The 19004-nt window shown below is 59.5% G+C and carries 15 protein-coding genes; 12 read left to right on the top strand and 3 right to left on the bottom strand.

All coding sequences use genetic code 11. The features are described 5' to 3' along the window. The first annotated feature begins 179 nt into the window (after positions 1-179). Positions 180-551 (top strand): hypothetical protein, encoded by a 372-nt coding sequence (locus GO592_RS22710; protein ID WP_007300788.1) that lies wholly within the window; start codon positions 180-182, stop codon positions 549-551. A 312-nt stretch (positions 552-863) separates the two neighbouring features. After that, positions 864-1292 (top strand): hypothetical protein, encoded by a 429-nt coding sequence (locus GO592_RS22705; RefSeq protein ID WP_007300787.1) that lies wholly within the window; start codon positions 864-866, stop codon positions 1290-1292. Between the two features lie 54 nt (positions 1293-1346). On the opposite strand, the gene GO592_RS22700 is transcribed toward GO592_RS22705, so the two are convergent. After that, on the bottom strand, positions 1347-2036 hold the full coding sequence (locus tag GO592_RS22700) for a PE-PPE domain-containing protein (protein WP_007300786.1): 690 nt from the start codon (positions 2034-2036) through the stop codon (positions 1347-1349). A gap of 516 nt (positions 2037-2552) precedes the next feature. Here GO592_RS22700 and GO592_RS22695 point away from each other — a divergent pair. The 6 genes from GO592_RS22695 (at position 2553) to GO592_RS22670 (ending at position 9552) form a co-directional block, all read left to right on the top strand. Next, positions 2553-2909, top strand: coding sequence for a hypothetical protein (locus GO592_RS22695; RefSeq protein WP_157234350.1), 357 nt, complete (start codon positions 2553-2555; stop codon positions 2907-2909). Between the two features lie 169 nt (positions 2910-3078). Further along, positions 3079-4074: a dTDP-glucose 4,6-dehydratase gene (gene rfbB / locus GO592_RS22690; protein WP_007300784.1), complete on the top strand. Its 996-nt coding sequence runs from the start codon at positions 3079-3081 to the stop codon at positions 4072-4074. After that, positions 4071-4691 carry a dTDP-4-dehydrorhamnose 3,5-epimerase gene (rfbC, locus tag GO592_RS22685; protein ID WP_007300783.1) on the top strand — a complete coding sequence of 207 codons (621 nt, stop codon included), beginning with the start codon at positions 4071-4073 and terminating at the stop codon, positions 4689-4691. The genes rfbB and rfbC overlap by 4 nt, the downstream gene beginning before the upstream one ends. Positions 4692-4739: 48 nt before the next feature. Next, positions 4740-5618, top strand: coding sequence for a glucose-1-phosphate thymidylyltransferase RfbA (rfbA, locus tag GO592_RS22680; RefSeq protein ID WP_007300782.1), 879 nt, complete (start codon positions 4740-4742; stop codon positions 5616-5618). A 583-nt stretch (positions 5619-6201) separates the two neighbouring features. Continuing rightward, the gene (locus GO592_RS22675) at positions 6202-7764 is read left to right on the top strand and encodes a sugar transferase (protein WP_082325046.1); all 1563 of its coding nucleotides are present in this window, start codon (positions 6202-6204) and stop codon (positions 7762-7764) included. 9 nt (positions 7765-7773) lie between these two features. Next, on the top strand, positions 7774-9552 hold the full coding sequence (locus GO592_RS22670) for a glycosyltransferase (protein WP_007300780.1): 1779 nt from the start codon (positions 7774-7776) through the stop codon (positions 9550-9552). Here the strand turns inward: GO592_RS22670 and GO592_RS22665 are convergent. Next, positions 9508-10629 (bottom strand): glycosyltransferase, encoded by a 1122-nt coding sequence (locus tag GO592_RS22665; protein WP_007300779.1) that lies wholly within the window; start codon positions 10627-10629, stop codon positions 9508-9510. The genes GO592_RS22670 and GO592_RS22665 overlap by 45 nt on opposite strands. Before the next feature lie 550 nt (positions 10630-11179). On the opposite strand from GO592_RS22665, the gene GO592_RS22660 reads away from it, so the two are divergent. Beyond that, the gene (locus tag GO592_RS22660) at positions 11180-12634 is read left to right on the top strand and encodes a hypothetical protein (RefSeq protein WP_157234349.1); all 1455 of its coding nucleotides are present in this window, start codon (positions 11180-11182) and stop codon (positions 12632-12634) included. Between the two features lie 428 nt (positions 12635-13062). On the opposite strand, the gene GO592_RS22655 is transcribed toward GO592_RS22660, so the two are convergent. Then, positions 13063-14892 (bottom strand): glycosyltransferase family 2 protein, encoded by a 1830-nt coding sequence (locus GO592_RS22655; protein ID WP_157234348.1) that lies wholly within the window; start codon positions 14890-14892, stop codon positions 13063-13065. 554 nt (positions 14893-15446) lie between these two features. On the opposite strand from GO592_RS22655, the gene GO592_RS22650 reads away from it, so the two are divergent. From GO592_RS22650 to GO592_RS22640, 3 genes are read left to right on the top strand one after another with little or no spacing between them, the layout of a single operon-like run. After that, the gene (locus GO592_RS22650) at positions 15447-16280 is read left to right on the top strand and encodes an ABC transporter permease (protein ID WP_007300776.1); all 834 of its coding nucleotides are present in this window, start codon (positions 15447-15449) and stop codon (positions 16278-16280) included. Then, complete coding sequence (locus tag GO592_RS22645) at positions 16277-17494, top strand: ABC transporter ATP-binding protein (RefSeq protein ID WP_039952868.1); 1218 nt, start codon at positions 16277-16279, stop codon at positions 17492-17494. The genes GO592_RS22650 and GO592_RS22645 overlap by 4 nt, the downstream gene beginning before the upstream one ends. Then, complete coding sequence (locus GO592_RS22640; RefSeq protein ID WP_007300774.1) at positions 17491-18876, top strand: glycosyltransferase family 4 protein; 1386 nt, start codon at positions 17491-17493, stop codon at positions 18874-18876. The genes GO592_RS22645 and GO592_RS22640 overlap by 4 nt, the downstream gene beginning before the upstream one ends. Positions 18877-19004 lie beyond the last annotated feature (128 nt).

Raw genomic sequence — 19004 nt, 5'->3', positions numbered from 1 at the left:
TGTGAGTGCCGATGCGCGCCCGAGCACACTGTGCCACTCACGTGCGGGGGTGTCCCCTGATCGGGGGAGTCGAGATTCATCCGATGCACCGCCTGATCGGGGGACAGACGCCGGCGCTGCGCCGGGAGAGAGTTGTCCCGTACCGGGATCAGCCGTTCACGTGGACAGGAACCTTTGTCATGTCACCCATCTCCAGCATCGAGGTCGCCCGAGCCCGTCGGTCTCGCCGAGTGTTGTTCGTCGGCAATCCGACCCGCTACAACGACGTGTCGCAGTGGGCGATGGTCCGGCAATGGGTGGCGCTCCACGGGCTCGAACCTATCCGCGAATTCGAGGGAGACGTGCTCTGTGTCATCGTCACCGAGGACATTCTGGACGGGCGTTGCTCGGAGAAGGAGTCGGCCACCGTTCAGCACGCGCGTGCACTCGGCGTGCCGTGCATCAGCGTCCACGACACCACCCTGATCTGGCAGGTGACCGCCCGCGTTCGGGCGCGGATGGGGCGGCCACAGGTCGGTGTGTCGGCCGGGCCCCACGGTGGCGGGGCGTGAAACGCGAGAGCGTCGATGCCGGACCGCGATGCCAAAGCGACTCGAGGTTGGGCTTTGTCGTCCGTTCGGGGTGCAAGGTCTAGGTGATCGGGCGCTCTATCCGGGATCCTGGCATGACTTCGAGGTCATAAAATACTTAATTATCTGTTACCGCGGGTTCTCTGATATAAAGCGCTCAGCAAATCTTTCGCACATCCCCGTTCAAGCTGGACGAGGGGGTGCACACAGCGAATTCGATGATCCAGCCGCCCGATCCCACCAAGTGGTCGTACGGTCGGCGCATGATTGGCAACTCAGGGGAGGGGAGAGGCAATGACAGTGGCGTCCGCAGAGTTCGCCGGAGCGCAGACCGGGTCGAAGGTCATCGCCTCGACGCCGCGCGCCGCACCAGCCGACCCGGCGCTCCTGGTTCCCGTGGATGCCATGCTCGTTGCACGGACGTCCGGCGGCGCGGCGTTCGCGAGCCTCGTCCTTGCCGCTCACGTGGTTGCGGGGCTCAATTGGCGCCTCATGCAGGGCGAGCGGATCCTCCTACTGGCGGTCGATCGGCAGCGCCATATCGAGGCAGTATGGCCCGTTCTCGACGTGTCGGGTCACGACCTCGACGGGCGTCGCAATCTCCGCCTGAGCTCGCCTTCCGCCGAGGACCGCGCGCTGGTCGGGCAACTGAGCCCGGTCGATCCGCAGTCGGGCATTGCGTCCTGGGACCCGCAGAACGGCGTCGACGACGCCACGTGGTGACCGCTGCGTCGGTACCACCGCATGCTCTGGAACCGCGGGACCGTGCGGCCGCCGCTATCGGCCCGCCTCGCCCGGGGTGTAGGTCGAATGTTTGCTTGCGTATCCGGGAAGATCCCCGTTTGGGTCGCAGACCAAGTCACCCGTCAGGCATTCGGTGGTCACCGGCAGGTACCGGAACGGCTTGGCCGGTTCAGGCAGGGTCACCCCGGGCATGAGGGTGCCGGGGTAGCGGGCGGGAACGCCCGTGGCCGGATCGGCGATGAAATGAAGCCGTACTCGGTCCTGGATGTCGCTGCCGTCGCCACGGATGCGTTCGGCGGTGTCGATCTCTGTCGCCACCTTCCGGACGACGATCGCCCCCTGCGAATAGCCGTACAACTCGTACACGGTTCTATTGCCGCACGCAATCTCGGTGTCCTCGATCGCTTTTCGGAGCTTGTTCGCGCCGATCTCGACGGAATCGTCCATGGCGGTGTCCCACCCGTTGACCCCGGGGATCATCCCGCCGGGATAGGGGATATGCCGGACAACGTACTCGGAGTTGTTGCGGTACTGATCGGTGTAGGCATTGACGGGGCTATTGGGATCGATCGAGTCGGGAGTGGCCGGCCCCTTCGTTCCGTCGACGGCGAGGATGACGGTGGGCGCGCAGATCACCGTTCCGGCAGGTTCGGCATGTGACGCGGTTGCTGTGAAGAGTGAGCCGAACCCGACGGCGGCTGCGATGAAAAGGCTCCGGTGCATGAAAGTCCTCTATCCAGGTAAATGCGAGAAGCTCCCGTGGATCATTGAACTCTCCACTATTCAGCGGTTAGCTTACAGATTGCTGCCCAGCGCGTTCGGTGGGCCCCGACTGCTCAACATGGAAGGGCGCGTGCAGGTTCCCCACATCCGTGATGCTACTGGCGAGTAACTGCGGGAGAAGTAGTGACTTTGGACTCTTGCGGTGATGCAGACAAGTAAATGTCCAGAGATCGATCGTTGCGCGCGGAGCGCTGACGCCTCGGGGTAGTGCGCCGAGTGTCGGTGTGGTCCGAACACGGTTAGGGTGCCGTTGGCAGTGCTCGATTCATGCGAAGGGACATCATGACCACAGTTTCGGACCGGACTCGGCGGCGGACTCTTTTGCGACGCGGTGGCATTCCCGCCGCGATTGCGGCGGCACTCGCGGTCGGCGTTCCGGCGGTAGCGTCCGCTGCCGATTCTGTGGTGCCTCCGACGGTGAAATCCTCTGCGAACGGGCTGAAGGTGACCTTGTCGGTGACCAACCCGAATCCGTCGACGGGCGGCGTTACTTGTATCGCCGCCCTGGTGGGGCCACAGATCGAAGGCCGGGAAGTGTGGACCTGGCCGACCGGCGACGCTGTGGCCGCCGGCGGGTTTGCCGCTCTTCCTCAGCAGACGAAGCAGTATGACGTGACGGTGCCGGCCCCAGGCAAGTATGAGGTCGTAGGCGTCTGCATGAACCCTGCGGACGCCGAGGCGAACGCCGTGACGGATCCGATGCCACTCGTCGTGACGGACGAACCTGCAGCCGAGTCGGGGTCGAGCGGATCGGCAGGCATCGACCTGGGGAAGCTCTTGAAGGCGATCTTCGGCGGTTTCGGAAGCTCATAGTCGAACATCCCACTCAGACCTCGTGGAGAGCGCGTCATCACCAGGTTGATACACTGCGCTGTCTCCGCACGACCATTGGGCGCTGAGCCTGTCGAGTCAACGGCGGGCCGCTCCCGTAGCGCCCGCGCGCTCAGCTGGGGGACCATCCTCGAAAACTATTGGAGTTGCTGTGCGGATCTTGGTGACCGGCGGTGCCGGTTTCATTGGCTCGAACTTCGTGACGTCCACGGTCTCGGATCGCCCGACCGCGAACGTCACTGTGCTCGATGCACTGACGTACGCCGGGTCGAGGTCGGCGGTGGCGACTTTTGAAGACAAGGTCGAGTTCGTAGAGGGTGACATCACCGACGCCGGGTTGGTGGACAAACTCGTGTCGCAGTCGGATGCCGTGGTTCATTTCGCGGCAGAGTCGCACAACGACAATTCGTTGTCAGATCCGTCGCCGTTCCTGCGGACCAATGTCATCGGCACGTTCACGTTGTTGGAGGCCGTGCGCGAGCACGGCGTCCGCTATCACCACGTATCGACCGACGAGGTCTACGGCGACCTCGCACTCGACGACCCTGCAAAGTTCACTGAGCACACGCCGTACAACCCGTCCAGCCCGTACTCGGCGACGAAGGCGGCGTCGGACATGCTGGTGAGATCCTGGGTGCGGTCGTTCGGGGTAAAGGCGACTTTGTCGAACTGCTCCAACAACTATGGTCCGTTCCAGCACGTCGAGAAGTTCATCCCCCGACAGATCACCAATGTCCTAACCGGGGTGCGTCCGAAGCTGTACGGGGCCGGAAAAAACGTGCGCGACTGGATTCACGTCGAGGATCACAACTCAGCGGTGTGGCGCATCCTCGAGTCGGGGGAGATCGGCCGCACGTACCTGATCGGCGCCGACGGCGAACTGGACAACCTCACCGTCGTGCGGTTGATCCTCGAACTGATGGGCAAGGACGCAGATGATTTCGACCACGTCAGTGATCGAGCCGGACACGATCTGCGATACGCCATCGATTCGTCCACTCTGCGGGACGAACTCGGATGGGAGCCGCGGTTCACAAACTTCCAGCAGGGATTGCGGGCGACCATCGATTGGTACCGCGACAACAGGTCATGGTGGGCAGAAGGCAAGAACGCCGTGGAGGCACGATACCGAGAACAGGGAGCATGATCGTGGAGTTCCGTGAGTTGAAAGTGCCAGGCTCCTGGGAGATCACGCCGAGGCAGTTCGGTGACCAGCGCGGTGTATTCCTCGAATGGTTCAAGGAGCCCTCGTTCTCCGACGCTGTAGGGCATCCGTTGAAACTCGAACAGGCCAATTGCTCCGTGTCGTCCGCCGGGGTGTTGCGCGGGATTCACTTCGCCGACGTGCCCCCCGGCCAGGCGAAGTACGTGACGTGTGTGAAGGGCGCCGTGCTGGACGTCGTTGTCGATATCCGCGTCGGCTCGCCCACCTTCGGTGCCTGGGACTCGGTGCTGCTCGATGATGCGGATAGACGGGCGATCTACCTTTCGGAGGGACTGGGCCACGCCTTCCTCTCGCTGGAAGACGACTCGGCGGTGGTGTACCTGTGCTCCTCGGGTTACGCCCCGAACCGCGAGCACGGGATCAATCCTCTCGATCCGGAGGTGGGCATCGACTGGCCCACAGAGGACCGGTCTGGATCCCCGTTGAACGTGATCCTTTCAGAGAAGGACACGGCCGCGTCCTCGCTGGCCGAGGCGGCAGCGGCGCGGATACTCCCCGATTACGACACGGTAAGGACGTGGATCGATGGCCTTCACTAGAGTTCGGGATGCCCTGAGCAGCGATAACAACCGTATTGGGCCGCGAGAATGAAGGGGATCATTCTCGCCGGTGGTTCCGGTACTCGCCTCCACCCGATCACCATCGGAACCAGTAAGCAATTGGTGCCGGTGTACGACAAGCCGATGATCTACTACCCGCTCACCACGCTGATGCTGGCGGGGATCCGTGACATCTTGGTGATCACAACACCGCACGATGCCGACCAATTCTTCCGTCTGCTGGGGGACGGGTCCCAGTTCGGCCTGAATCTCACGTACAGCGTGCAGCAGCAGCCAAACGGGCTCGCGCAGGCGTTCGTGCTCGGTGCCGATCACATCGGCAGCGAGGCGGCAGCACTGGTCCTCGGCGACAACATCTTCTACGGTGCCGGACTCGGACACCAGCTGGGCAGGTTCGATCACCTGGACGGCGGCTCCATCTTTGCCTACTGGGTGGCCGATCCTTCTGCGTACGGCGTCGTCGAATTCGACGACCGAGGCCGGGCGCTCTCGCTGGAGGAGAAGCCGGCGACTCCGAAGTCGAACTTCGCGGTGCCGGGCTTGTACTTCTACGACAATGACGTCGTCGAGATTGCCAAGAACCTCCGTCCGTCGGACCGCGGCGAGTACGAAATCACCGATGTCAATCGCGTGTACCTCGAACAGGACCGGTTGAACGTAGAGGTCTTGCCGCGTGGAACGGCCTGGCTCGACACGGGAACGTTCGATTCACTGCTCGAAGCCTCGAACTACGTCCGCACCATCGAGCACAGGCAGGGGCTGAAAATCGGTGCTCCCGAAGAGGTCGCGTGGCGGCAGGGTTTCATCTCCGACGACGAGCTGCGGGTTCGGGCAGAGGTGCTGCTCAAGTCCGGATACGGGGCGTATCTGATCGAGCTTCTCGAGCGGGGACGCGATCTGCCTTAGATGATTCGCGCCTTCAGTTTCGCGGATGGATCCCTCGATGGGTGAACCGACGTCGTTGTCATCTGCGGGCGTATGACCCTGAGATGCCATTCTCGGAATCGTCTATTTGCGTCGAAGGGGAAGGCGGTTTCTGTGCCCTCGTTATCGAGAGGCCTATCATCCAGTTGAACAGGCGTCCATATATATAATTCTCGCAATAGCGGGTTTTGGGTTTGTTTTGGCCAGGTTATTCGGAATTTCCGAGAGGATTTCGAGGTAACGGCAGTCCTTCAGTCTTGTCATTCTGGCCGGTAATCCCGAAGGTTATTCGGATTCTTACTTTGTGCAGGTCACGCGCTAGATGCGGGCCGGTTGGCCGTTCGATGCTGAGACACAAATCGGACCCCCTGATAACGTCCCGGGATGAGGGGTGTGCCCGCTCGCCAACTGGGTGGCGGAGCATATTTTTTCGTTACTCGCAGGTATCTCGGCGCTGTGGTGAACAATCACACATCGCTGTAACGCTTTCGAGGCGAGAGGGGATAATCGCAATGGCAGTAGGGCGTGGCTTGTGGTCCACGACCGGTTGAGGGCTGACCCTCCGATGTCTGCCGGTGAATCCAGGCTCGGCAGCGGAGGCAATGCAGTGGTGGCGCGCAGTACGGCGCTCGATGAGGAGACTCTCCCGAGTGACTCGTGGTCGAGTACTGATTCGGCCCCGCGTGGACACCCGCGACGGGTCTGGCAGTCCTCCTACATCAAGGGACTCGTCGCAACTGATGCGGTTGTGGTGGGGGTCGCCGTCATGACAGCGCAGATTCTCCGTTTCGGCGACGCGAGTGCACTGGTTGAATCGAAGACTCTCGACAACGTCAGCTACAGCCTCATCTCCATCGCGCTCCTAGCCTTGTGGCTAGGGATGCTGTCGGTGTTCCACACCCGATCGCCCCGGGTGATCGGTGGGGGACCCGAGGAGTATCGACGGATCGCTTCCGCCACCATCAGGCTGTTCGGTGTCATCGCGATTACCGCTCTCCTCTTTCGTCTCGATCTTGCCCGCCTGTACCTCGCGATCGCCCTTCCCATGGGTTTGCTAGGCCTTCTTCTCAATCGCTGGGTTTGGCGCAGGGTCATCAATCACAAGCGTGCGCGCGGTGCCTGTCAAACCTCGGTTCTGGCAGTCGGAGCGCGTCACGCCGTTCGAGCACTCGCTGAATCCTTCGAAAAAGGAACTGCAGACGGATATTACGTTGTCGGAGCATGTGTTCCGAGCTTCACCGGTCGGCCAGGCGAGACGATCACCGTGGGTGGGCGCGACATTCCGGTGCTCGGCGACGAAGACGACGTCGTGGACGCGCTGAAGTTCTGTGGCGCGGACACCGTTGCAGTGACGGCAACCGAACATCTCGGGCACCTCGGCATGAGGGAACTCGCCTGGGACCTGGAGTTGTCCGACGCCGACCTGGTGGTCGCACCGGGCATGATGGACGTCTCCGGTCCGCGGCTCTCGATGCGTCCGGTGGCAGGTTTGCCGTTGATTCACGTGGAGAAGCCCCGTTACCACGGAGCCCAGAGTTTCGCTAAGACGTCGTTCGACATCGCATTCGCTGCGGTCGCATTGATCATCATCAGTCCGCTGATGATCGCAGCGGCACTAGCAGTGAAGTTGACCAGTAGTGGTCCTGTCTTCTACAAGTCCGAACGCATGGGTCTGGATGGCGAGCCGTTCCAGATGCTCAAGTTTCGATCCATGGTTCACGGGGCCGACAGATTGGCAGCTTCGCTGCGTTCGCGGAACGAGGGTGCGGGTGTGCTGTTCAAACTTCGGGATGACCCGCGCGTGACGAAGGTCGGCAAGTTCCTGCGTAAGTACAGCATCGACGAGTTGCCGCAATTCATCAATGTGCTGCGGCGTGAGATGAGCGTCGTCGGGCCCCGTCCGCCTTTGCGGTCGGAGTTCGATTCCTACGATGGCAACGTTCATCGCCGATTACTGGTGAAACCGGGTATTACAGGCCTCTGGCAGGTGAGTGGAAGGTCGGACCTGTCGTGGGAAGAGACCGTGCGGCTTGACTTGTCGTACGTCGACAACTGGTCCATGGTGGGCGATGTACTGATTGTCACCAAGACATTGCGGGCCGTCCTCGCCGGCCACGGCGCGTACTGAACCGCGCGCGTGATTAGTCCGGGGATCGACGCTGCGGTATTCGCCTGCTACAACCCGCCGTCCGACGTCGTCGACCGCATCATCGCGGTGTCGCGTGCTGTTCGAATGGTGTTCGTCGTCGACGACGCGAGTCGGACGCACGCGGACGAACTCTATGAACGGTTGGCGAACTGTGACAATGTCACTGTCGTCACGAAGGCTTCGAACAGCGGTATAGCGCACAGCTTGAATCTCGGGTTTGTGCGCGCGATGGACGCTGGTGCCGAGTGCATCCTCACCCTGGACCAAGACACGACTGTCGACGAAGGTGTTATTGCGTTGTTGAATGGCTCGATCGACAAACTCGACGCCATGGCGCCAGGGAAGTGGGGGGCAGTCGGCCCAGGGACGGTGAACGGAATGAGATACCACCGTTCCGTGGCTGCCGACCTCTGTGAAACGTACGAGATCATTCAGTCGGCAGCCGTCTTCAGCGCCGGGGCACTTCGTGATGTCGGGTTGGCGGACGAGTCGTTGGTCATCGACTGTGTCGATACCGACCTCTGCCTCCGGCTTCGCGCTGGTGGCTTCGGTGTCTATGTTGACGAGCGAATACGAATCGCTCACCCAATCGGGAGCGGAAACTCGATCCGCATTCTCGGTCGACGGGTGTCGTCGACGGACCACTCTGCCTCGAGGCGCTACTACATCACACGGAACCGCCTTCTGATGTTTCGCCGCTACGGGCGCACGGAAATACGCTGGCTACTGATCTCTCTGCGGCGGTTGATCGTGTCGACGATCCTTTCGCTCACCATCGAGCAGCATCGCCTCGACAATCTGCGTGCAACAGGACGCGGAGTTCTGGATTTCGTGCGAGGACGCCTCGGTCCGAGGCTCGCTGTGCGATCAAGTGATCTGGGCAGTCACGAATCTCACGACGGGGTAGCGGTAGTCTTGGTGACTCACAACGGGATGACATTCCTGCGAGAGCAGGTTGATTCAATGCTCGAGCAGGTCATGCGCCCCGAGGTCATCTTTGTTGTTGATGACCATTCCTCCGACGGGTCGAGGGAATTCGTAGTCGGGTACGTCGCGGAGCGGGGCGGCCCCCGAGTCGAGATCGTTGAGGACGCGGACCGGACGCCGAGTTCCGATCTGTTCACACGAATCGCCGCAAACTTCGCCGCCGGGATCGAAGCCGCATCCAATTACCGGTTCATTGCATTGTCGGATCAGGATGACGTGTGGGAACCCGACCGTCTCACGCGCCAACGCGACCGATTGTTGTCGACCGGCGCACTGTTGACGGTCGGGAACGGTCGCCTGATAGACGAGGATGGCACGCCTACGGGCCTGACGCTGCGGGACAGCTTTCCGGTGTTGGGCACATGGACTTCCGCGAGCGATCGATTGCGACTGCGGTCCATTCTCCGGGCGCCGATGGCTACGGGTGCGGCGATGATGCTCGACCGCAACCTCGTTCCGCAAGGCCTGCCGATCCCAGCGGGATGGCTGCACGACCGGTGGCTTTCCTTGGCCGCAGCAGCGCTCGGCGCTCTGGACGTCGATGTTCGTCCTGTGATCAATTACAGGGTGTATCCCGCTCAGGTTGTTGGGATGCGCACACGAACGAACAAGCCTGGTGGCCAGCATCTGAGCGAAAGTGCTGCTAAGCCGTACCGTGCGGCTCGGAAGTTGTTCGACTTGTCGGTGTGCCTGCGTGGACGCGCAGTCGACCCGGAACTCCGAAGGGAACTGACGCTACACCGACTGCTGCGGACTTACCTCTCGGGCAATGTCGAGTAGGGAGCGCTCATAGCTGTTACAGACTTGCTCCCACGTATAGTTGGCCTTCTGGCGCCTGTATGCGCGGTTCCGCAGGTCTGTTTGGCGCTGTGGGTCTGACAGCGTTTGGTCGAGTGCTTTCGCTATCGCTGCCCCGTCGGGGTCGACGAAAGTCCCAGCATCACCGAGTACTTCCCGGTTGTACACCGTGTCTCGTGCCACGATGGGCGCTCCACACGCCATCGCTTGGACGAGCGCCGGGTTGGTACCGCCAACGCTGTGTCCGTGGAAGTACACGCCTGCGTGCTGCCACAGCGCGAACAACTTATTGTCATCACTGATATGCCCGAGCCAGTGGATCCTTGGAGAGCTGTCGGCGAGGCGTCGAGCGGCGGAGTCGAATTCGCCACCATGACCGGTGCTTCCGACGATAACCACGTCCCACTTGTCGCTGAGTCGCTCGGCAGCTTCAAAGAACTCTGCGACGGTGTTCTCCGGAACGAATCGGGCAATCATCAGTGCGTAGGGTCCGGTGGCGAGTCCTTCGACCGGCGCCAGCGTCGCGGGCGTCGTGCCACCGTAGGGAATGAAGTCGCCGTCCCGGTTGAAGTCGGCTGACCACCTGCCGGCAATTGCCGAGGAGTCGAATATGAGGCGGTCCGCGAGCAGCGCTGTCATTCGTGCACCTCCCCGGAACGTGTTCTTAGCCAGTCGCCCCCATTTAGCACGCTCCCATTCGATGCCGTCCACGTTGAGCGCTGTCGGAATCCCGCGGGCTTTCAGTAATGGCAACCAGTAGCCGTTGGCCACATTCATGATCAACGCGACATCAGGACGCTCCCGAGCTGCACGCGCTGTGGAGGTGAGGCCGTAGGAGAGAGTGCTGAGTGACTTGGATTCCCACCCTGAAGTCACCAAAGTGCGAACCCGGGGATCGGCGTGCGGATCGTCCACCTTCGTTGATCCTGCATGCCCGTAGACGGTGACATCCCACCCCTGGTCGACCAGATACGGCGCCAGAACGCGCACGAGCGTCTCGAAACCGCCATAGTAGCTGGGATAACCCCGGGTGCCGAGTATGGCGACCGACTTGCTCATAGCCACCTTTCAGATGGGAACCCGACCTCGTTCCTACGGGTTGCATGTATTCCGACTTAGCAGGTCGGAGTCTAACCGGTGTCGGAGATATGGGCGCCATCGTAAGTGTCGTGCCACGTCGTGATGCCAGTCAGAGAGTGTCGGCAGTTGGCATCGAAACGGCGTCGTTAGTGGTCACAAGCGCCGCCGCCTGACCTAAGTCGGTTCCCGAAGTTGCCAGAAGCGAACGCGACTCGCCAGACCACCTGCGCCGATGCTTCTCTGTCCGTCTTTGGTGGAGCACCCAATCCATTGCGGACGACACATCGGTCGTAATCAGCGGTAACGTGGCTTTCGTGCTGCACGTTACGACAAACGCCAGACTTCTGTTCTTCATCCGGCAGACCGGACAGGGCAAGTCGTCTTCAGATCGTGAGTGTCTACGTGTCGGGCGTGGTGGAAGTCCGAGCACTCGCTTCGGGCAGTGTGCATCGGGGTTTGAAAGAGGGCCCTCGGTCGATTCTGCACCTAGTGCAATGGTTTGAAAATTCAGGGGGAGGAAACCTTAGAAATGACAACGCACTTGCCGATAAAACGTATACTGATTACGACCAACCAATTTTGTGAAATTAAAGGATCGGAATTGGTTGCGTTAGAGTTGGTCGAGCATTTTCTATCGCTGGGGTGGCACGTCGACTTATACACGAACCTATATCTGCCGCCCATAGCAACGGAAGTCTCGAGGTTGGATGGACAGGATAGGCTTCGAATAGAAGAAGATCCCTATGCCGGGTACGACTATTCATATGATTTGATCTGGATCCAGCACTGCGTTCTTCCGCCTCCAATTATTCACATGCTTCACGATGGCATCGGTTCTCCGGTGGTTTGGCACCATATGTCTTCCCATGTGCCTCTAGAATTACCGATTTTGTCAGATATCGAGTCAAAGCTCGCAGATTTATCGACGGTTGTTTCGGGTGAAGTTCGCGAAGTGGTGAAGTCGTTTAATATTGAGGAATCTCAGATTAGAGTATTCGACAATCCCAGCCCAGATCGTTTCGGGGACGCCGAGTCGGCGCGTCGACCCCCCGCGCTTCGGCGGCTCCTTATCGTGAGCAACCATCCACCCATTGAGGTTCTGGCTGCTCGTGACCACCTCCGCGACGAGGGAATTGTGGTTGAGATGCTCGGCGACCGGTCCCGCGTGGAGCGCGTCAGACCAGATGCGCTCATGGGCTTCGATGCGGTCCTAACGATTGGCAAGACTGTTCAATATTCCTTATCGATGGGGATCCCTTGTTATATTTACGATCACTTCGGCGGCGAGGGATGGTTGACCCCGGAGACTTTTGATCGAGAAGCTTTCTATAATTTTTCCGGCAGGTCGACAAAACGCTTCGTGGGCGGCGACCTTATCACCGACGAACTGTTGGGTGGATACGTCGACGCTGCGCAATTTGTGAGAGATAATCGGTCGAAGTTTATAAATAGATGGCGTCTTTCGACGCAGATCGACACTCTATTGCAGAGTCCGGAGATACGCAGCGCCAGTACGAAACAGTTGTCTGATGCCCAGTGCCGTCGTCTCGCCGCGTTCAATGCGCTCCACCGAGAGATGTACCGAGCGCTGGAGTATCACAAACTCGATCTTGCTCGCCACAATGACGATTTGGCTCTCCACCGGAAGGAACTGGCTCGACATAGCGCCGAATCGAGTCGTCGGCGAGACGAACTGATTCGTCTCGAAGACGAACTGATTCGTCACCGGGAGGAACGGAGTCGTCTCGAAGGTGAACTGGCTCGGCGTCCGAAGTGCAGTGGTGACGGTAAAGCTTTGAGCGAGTTGCGGATGCTGTTGGCGAACCGGGACGCACAGCTCGAGGAGGCCACGGGCGCCTACACGAATCTGCAGAGCACTCTAGCCGACCTTCATGCTTCATTGAGTTGGCGAGTGACTTCCCCGCTGCGCCGGGCGAACGCGCTGATTCGAAGGACGGTCTCCAGAGTCAGGAACCTAAAGTAGCGGGCGCCCGGCGACCAGCCCACATGTTTGGCGTCACCTCTTGAAGATCGTCGGTCGCCCAGATGCAAGGTTGGCTGAACGGCTGAATCGGTGTCTCCGATCCAGCTCGCGATCTCCTCTTCCACGGCACGCACTCTTCCACCGCACGCAGGCCGGCGCACCCGATTGCCGTGTAACAGTGCGCCACTGGGCGGCGCTTAACCGCGCACCTTCCAATTCAGTACCGGCGCAGCGTCCGGTAGTGCATTGATGCTGTGGTCCCCTTGGCCCGGTGTCGCCGGATCGCATGCGTGGGATCACCCGGGTCTTGACTTCCTAAATTCAGACTCTTCATATCCTCGGATACTCGCTGGGTCTGACCGCTGTACGGAGAATTGTCATCTAGGGACTTCTGCGGAGACGCTGATAGTTCGTGACGGAACCCTGCGCTAATCGTGCATGACCGTCGGGGCTGCTCGACGGATTCGCGACCACAGCGAGGCGTTGTCGACTGCTGATCTCATCGACATCGAGTGGTGCGTTAGCCGATACCACGCGAGTATTTCGGGAACAAACGCGCCACGCATTCCATCTTCCGCCATCCTGGCCCATAGGTGAAAATCCTCCCATTCGGCCATTTGCGAATCGTAGCCGCCTAACTTCAGTACATCGCTCCGACGAAGCATCGCCATTGCATCGATGTAGTTACCTTGTCTGAGCCTGTCAGGACTCCATGGCTGAGCGCTTATTAGGCGTTCAGGCTGGCCCGCGCGTACCGCTGCGATGATGCAATAGGCAAAGGATGCCTCTGGATCATCGTCTAGTGCTCGTGCGAGTCGGTCGAGTGCGGTGGGATAGATGCCGTTGTCGGCGTCCAAGATGAAAACGTATTCGCCGCGTGACCACTTGATCAAATCGTTTCTAGCGGCTGCGAGTCCCTTGTTTACGCGTCCGTGTACAAGGCGTGCTGGAAGTTCCGGATGGGCATCGAGATAATCTGCAACCGCTTGTACGGAGGAGTCGGACGATGCATCGTCGTAGACGAGAACCTCCAGGTCTAGATTTCCGCAAGCAACGACCGAATCGAGGGCTTCGACGATTTCCGTCGCGTAGTTGTGGCAAGTGATAGTGACCGAAATCTTCGGAGTGAGTTGGTCGAAGGAGGGTGTCCGATGCACCTCCACGTCGGAGTCGTCGGTATGAGAAAGTCCGAAAGTTAATCGCGAGATCGCTCGCTGCTGTTGGGTAAGCTGTGTCTCCATACGTCGGACAGCGGCAGCGAGTACATCGCCCTGCGACAGACTGGTGGGCCAGCCGGGGGGTGGGGGTGTATAAGTCCTCGGTGTAGGCACCTCAGCAGTAGTTCTACGTCGTCGGGGCGACCGTACGAGGTCCACGGCTAGATCCAGCAGACGTTCCACAGACGGGCGCATCGGAAGTTCAGTTCGTAAAAACTCGTACGCGTCGGAGCGCATACTTTGAAGGGCATCCGGGTTGTCGAGCAGTCCCGCAGCCAGCACGCCAAGACTCGCAATGTTGCCGGAGAGGAAGTGTTGTTGCGGTACCAGTGGTTCGTAGTCGGTCGAATGTTCAGAGACGACAACGCAGCCGTTTGAAATCGATTCGATTACCCGAACCCATTCCAATGCAGTGCTGGCGAGTCGGTGCATATTGATCAGGATTTTGGTATCAGCTAACAGTTCAAACTTTCTCTTACCCACTACGTAATTTGCTTGATCCCCGGAATTGGGGGTAGGGGTCGGAAGGCTGATTCGACTATTTAGGTCCCAGAGCAGGGGCGCGAAACCCGCGAGCGCCTTGTCTCGGCGATCGTCCGTCGATCCCAAGTATCCGACGTCGATATTGCGTTCTCGGTCCTGGCCCTGCCAGCGGTCCCACTCGGCGGTATATCCGAGTTGAAATGGGTGCACATCGATCCCACGGCGTTTGAGTTCCATCATTGAGTCGAGATTCACATCAATGATTGCGCCGCAGCGTTGTGATTGAGCGGCGCTAACCTCGAAGGAGTCGGTCCCTGGATGTTCAACGCCGAGCGCGATTGTGCGGCTCAGCGATTCCTGTCCTGGCCATCGGGATGGCTCTGTAGTCGCGAAATACTCGTGTGGAATCACGACATGTGCGGTATCTCGATCGCGTGAGAACTCGTTGTCGACAACTTGAGCATCCGCTCCCAGTTGGCGTGCTTCAGCGGCGATGCCCTCGAGAATGTCCCGCATAAATCGGTTTGCATTGCCAGCGTGAACCAACCGAAGTTTCATGAGACGGACTTTCGCGCCAGCCACCGCAACGGACGGGTCGCGCGCCAACTCCGGCTACTCAGTACCTCGTCGAGTATTTGGTGCACTCGCGCCGTCTCTGCGACCTGTTCCAGGTACCGCTTCTCGGACGCCGCGAGTTCTCGACTTGCCGTACGAAAACGCTCCTGATAAGCCGCGCCCGTAGCTCGTTCGCGTGCCAGGTCGGCCCGCAGCGCGCGCATTTCTTCGTCGTACACGATGTGTGTCGCCCTTCTCGGTCCCTGCGATCGTGATCCTGCCAGTGGATAGGTCGACAGGATTGTGGAGCGCCTGCTCTGAGTTCGTCGGGGTACCACCAACTCAGATGCGCCGCGTGTGCTCGGAGTGGTGAACTTGCACCCGCCTGAGGGTGAGGCTACCAATGACTCTGCAGATTGTCGGACCGGTACCTCCGTGCAGTGCTTGTGTTCGGCGATCCTCGGACAGCTCGTCGGTCGCCCGTGCCGTAACCTGACGACGGTTAGCCCTGAAGTGCGTCGGGGCCACGAGCCGAAGGACAAGGGAGTCGCAGGCAGTTGACCATCCTAGAAGAACTACGCGATTCACGTGAGTTGCTGCTGAACCTCACGCGGCGGGAAGTCAAGGGAAAGTACAAAGCGACGGCCCTCGGCCAGCTCTGGTCACTTGCGAACCCCCTGACCGCGATGGTCGTTTACACCGTGGTTTTCGCCTACATCATTCGAGTTCAGCCTGATCCGGGCGATCCGAGCGGGCTTGATGTCTTTGCTCTGTGGCTCTTGTGTGCGCTACTGCCTTGGACATTCTTTACGAACGTTGTGAACGGCGGAATGATCTCGCTGGTTGGAAATGAAAACCTGATCAAGAAGGTCCACTTTCCACGCATCGCGCTCGTCATTGCGAACTCCTTTTCGCTTCTATTTACCTGGTCGATCGAAATGGTGGTTCTTCTCGTAGCGCTCCTGGTTCTAGGTGCGAACGTCCTGCCATGGCTGCCACTCGCGCTGGTATTCATGGCCTTGATGTGGTTGTTCGCTACCGGGGTTTCGATGATGCTATCTATTGCAAATGTCTACTTTAGAGACACTCAACACTTTGTCACCATTCTCTTTCAAGTTTGGTTCTATTTGACGCCTATCGTCTACCCGGCGTCGATGGTTGCCGAGCAGTCGGACAAATTTGGCCCTTTCGTAGGTTCCCTTACGCTCTTCGATCTCTATCAGCTCAACCCGTTAGGTGAATTTGCGGAGGTCTTCCGGAACCTCCTGTATGACAATCGTTGGCCCGCCCTATCGACTTCATTTGCCTGTGTGGTTTGGAGTGTGGGCGCCTTCTTGATCGGGTACACAATCTTCAAGCGCCATGAGAAGGGTCTGGCCGAGGCATTATGAATCATCCCGCAGTCGTTGTTGACCGCGTTTCCAAGAAGTTCCGTATCTACCACGAGCGGAATCAAACCCTCAAAAGTGCAGTAATGCGCCGGCGTCGTTCAGTGCACGAAGATTTCTGGGCACTCAGGGATATTTCGGTCGAAATTCCGACTGGTTCGACATTCGCCCTCGTAGGGGACAACGGTTCGGGTAAATCGACCTTGTTGAAATGCATGGCCCAGATTCTGTATCCGAATTCGGGGACCATCACCGCCAACGGTCGCCTTGCTGCATTGTTGGAGGTGGGATCTGGATTTCATCCGGAGCTTTCAGGTAGGGACAACATCTACCTAAATGGATCGATTCTGGGGATGAAGAGGCCGGAAATTGATCGGAAGTTCGACGAGATTGTCGACTTTTCTGGCGTCGAGGAGTTCATCGACCAACCCGTCAAGAACTATTCCTCGGGAATGTACGTGCGGTTAGGATTTTCGGTTGCTATCAATGTAGACCCGGAGATTCTGTTGGTGGACGAGGTGCTTGCAGTAGGCGACGCTAGTTTTCAGGAGAAGTGTTCTGAGAAGTTCGCTCAGTTTCGCCGCGAAGGGCGAACTGTCGTTGTCGTATCGCATTCGATGCCACAACTTCGCAACATGGCTGATCATGCGGCATGGCTCGAGCACGGTGACCTCAAGGAAGTTGGGCCCGCCAAGCCGGTCCTGGAGAAGTATCTCGACTCGACTCGCTCGGATATTCGACTAGAGGCGGATGGTCGGGTGCACTGGGGATCTGGTGAGGCCACGGTGGATCGCGTCGAAGTGTTAGATGTCGATGGACGGACTTATTCGAATCTCGTTCCCACGGGTTCGGCCGTGACGCTGCGGCTTTACTACTCTTCAGAGCGGCGGATAGATAATCCTGTCTTCGGATTTTCGATCGAAGCGGGAGACGGAACTCTGATGTGGGGTAACAACACGCGGGACCTGGAATTCCCAGTTGAATACATCGAAGGGCCCGGTGTCGTTGATTTAACGATTCCGGCGATTCCGCTTGCCGTGGGTGAATTCCTGGTGCATGGCTCGGTGATGGACTCGAGTACGCAGCACGTCTACGATAGTGTGCGCGACGCCGCGCGTATCCACGTCGGGCGAGGCAGTCCCTTTGAATCGGGTGGTTACATCACTATGGGTGGGAAATGGCACTTCCCACTCGGTTCAGCGCAAGGCCGGCCGTGAGCCGGATTCTCGTCGTTACTCTCGACACTCTCGCTGCGCGGATGGCTGGCCCGGCAATCCGCGCCTGGGAGATTTCTACGGCGCTCGCTGCGGAGCACGAGGTGCGCCTCGTTACTTTTGGCCTGTGCGATCGAGTTGGTGGCACTTTCTTTACGAGTCAAGTCACAGTGACGGACTTTCGGTCTGAAGTAGGTAACGCGGACATAATTATCATTCAGGGATTTGTAGCCGCTACATTCCCCTGGTTGCAGGCTTGCCCGCAGATCATCGTTGTGGATTTGTATGATCCTTTTCATCTCGAATCTCTCGAAGTTGAGCGCTACGCGCCTGCGGAACAACGCCGCACCGCCCTTAATAGCGCCCTTCGGGAACTCGGGGCCCAAATTGCACGCGGGGACCTGTTCCTGTGTGCCTCCGAGAAGCAGCGCGACCTTTGGCTCGGGCATCTCGCCGCTGCGGGTCGGATCAATCCCTACACCTACGATTCGGACCCATCGTTGCGGAGTCTGATTACAGTCGTTCCCTTCGGCACATCCCCATCGCGGCCAGAGCGACACAGTCCCGCTATCAAGGGGGTCGTTCCGGGCATCTCCCCTGACAGCAAAGTCGTTCTTTGGGGCGGGGGCGTGTACAACTGGTTTGACCCGGTGACGGTTGTTCGCGCGATCGACCAGGTGCGGCACTGCGCTCCGGACGTACGGTTGTACTTCCTCGGGATGAAACATCCGAACCCCGACGTACCTGAAATGGCAATGGCTACAAGGACGAGGGAGCTCTCCGATCAGCTGGGATTGACCGGGACCTACGTATTCTTCAACGAAGATTGGGTGGCCTACGAGCGTCGCGCCGATTACCTTCTCGATGCAGACATCGGAGTCAGCGCCCACTACGAGCACATCGAGACTGCATTCAGCTTCCGCACTCGAATACTCGACTACTTGTGGGCGTCCTTACCAATTGTGTCAACCACCGGCGATACCTTTGGTGATCTGGTGGCGTCGGAGGACCTCGGTGCCGCCGTTCCACCCGAGGACGTCGATGCCCTGGCCGATGCGTTCGAACGGTTGCTCTCTGACGAGTCCGAGCGAGATCGCGTCCGCGCGAACGTGGAACGTGTTGCTGTGCAGTACACGTGGCCGGTGGTCCTCGAACCGTTGTTGGCGTTCTGCCGGGACCCTCGGCGAGCAAGAGATGCGGATCGGTCTCCACTCTTCAGCGTGGTGGAGATTGAGTCGACTTGGGTTGGCCGCCTACAGGCGGATGTCGTCGCGGCGTTGCGGTTTGTCCGGCGGGAGGGGCCGCGGGCAACGTTCGCGGAGGCGCGCCGGCGACTACTGCAGAGAGCAGGGCGACATCAGACTAGACCTCGCACCTGCAGATAGGGGCCGGTTGGTGTTCGTGGGGTCCATTTCTCATTGACTTGTCTTCGAAGTGGTCTTGCCTTCCCGTGGCTCGATTTGTGATGACTGGAGCCGCGCGATTAGTGTGCACTCGACCTCTGACATGCGGC

It is taken from the genome of Rhodococcus sp. 21391, assembly GCF_016772255.1.
Classification (GTDB): domain Bacteria; phylum Actinomycetota; class Actinomycetes; order Mycobacteriales; family Mycobacteriaceae; genus Rhodococcus_F; species Rhodococcus_F opacus.
This window is presented reverse-complemented; position numbering and strand designations above follow the sequence as displayed.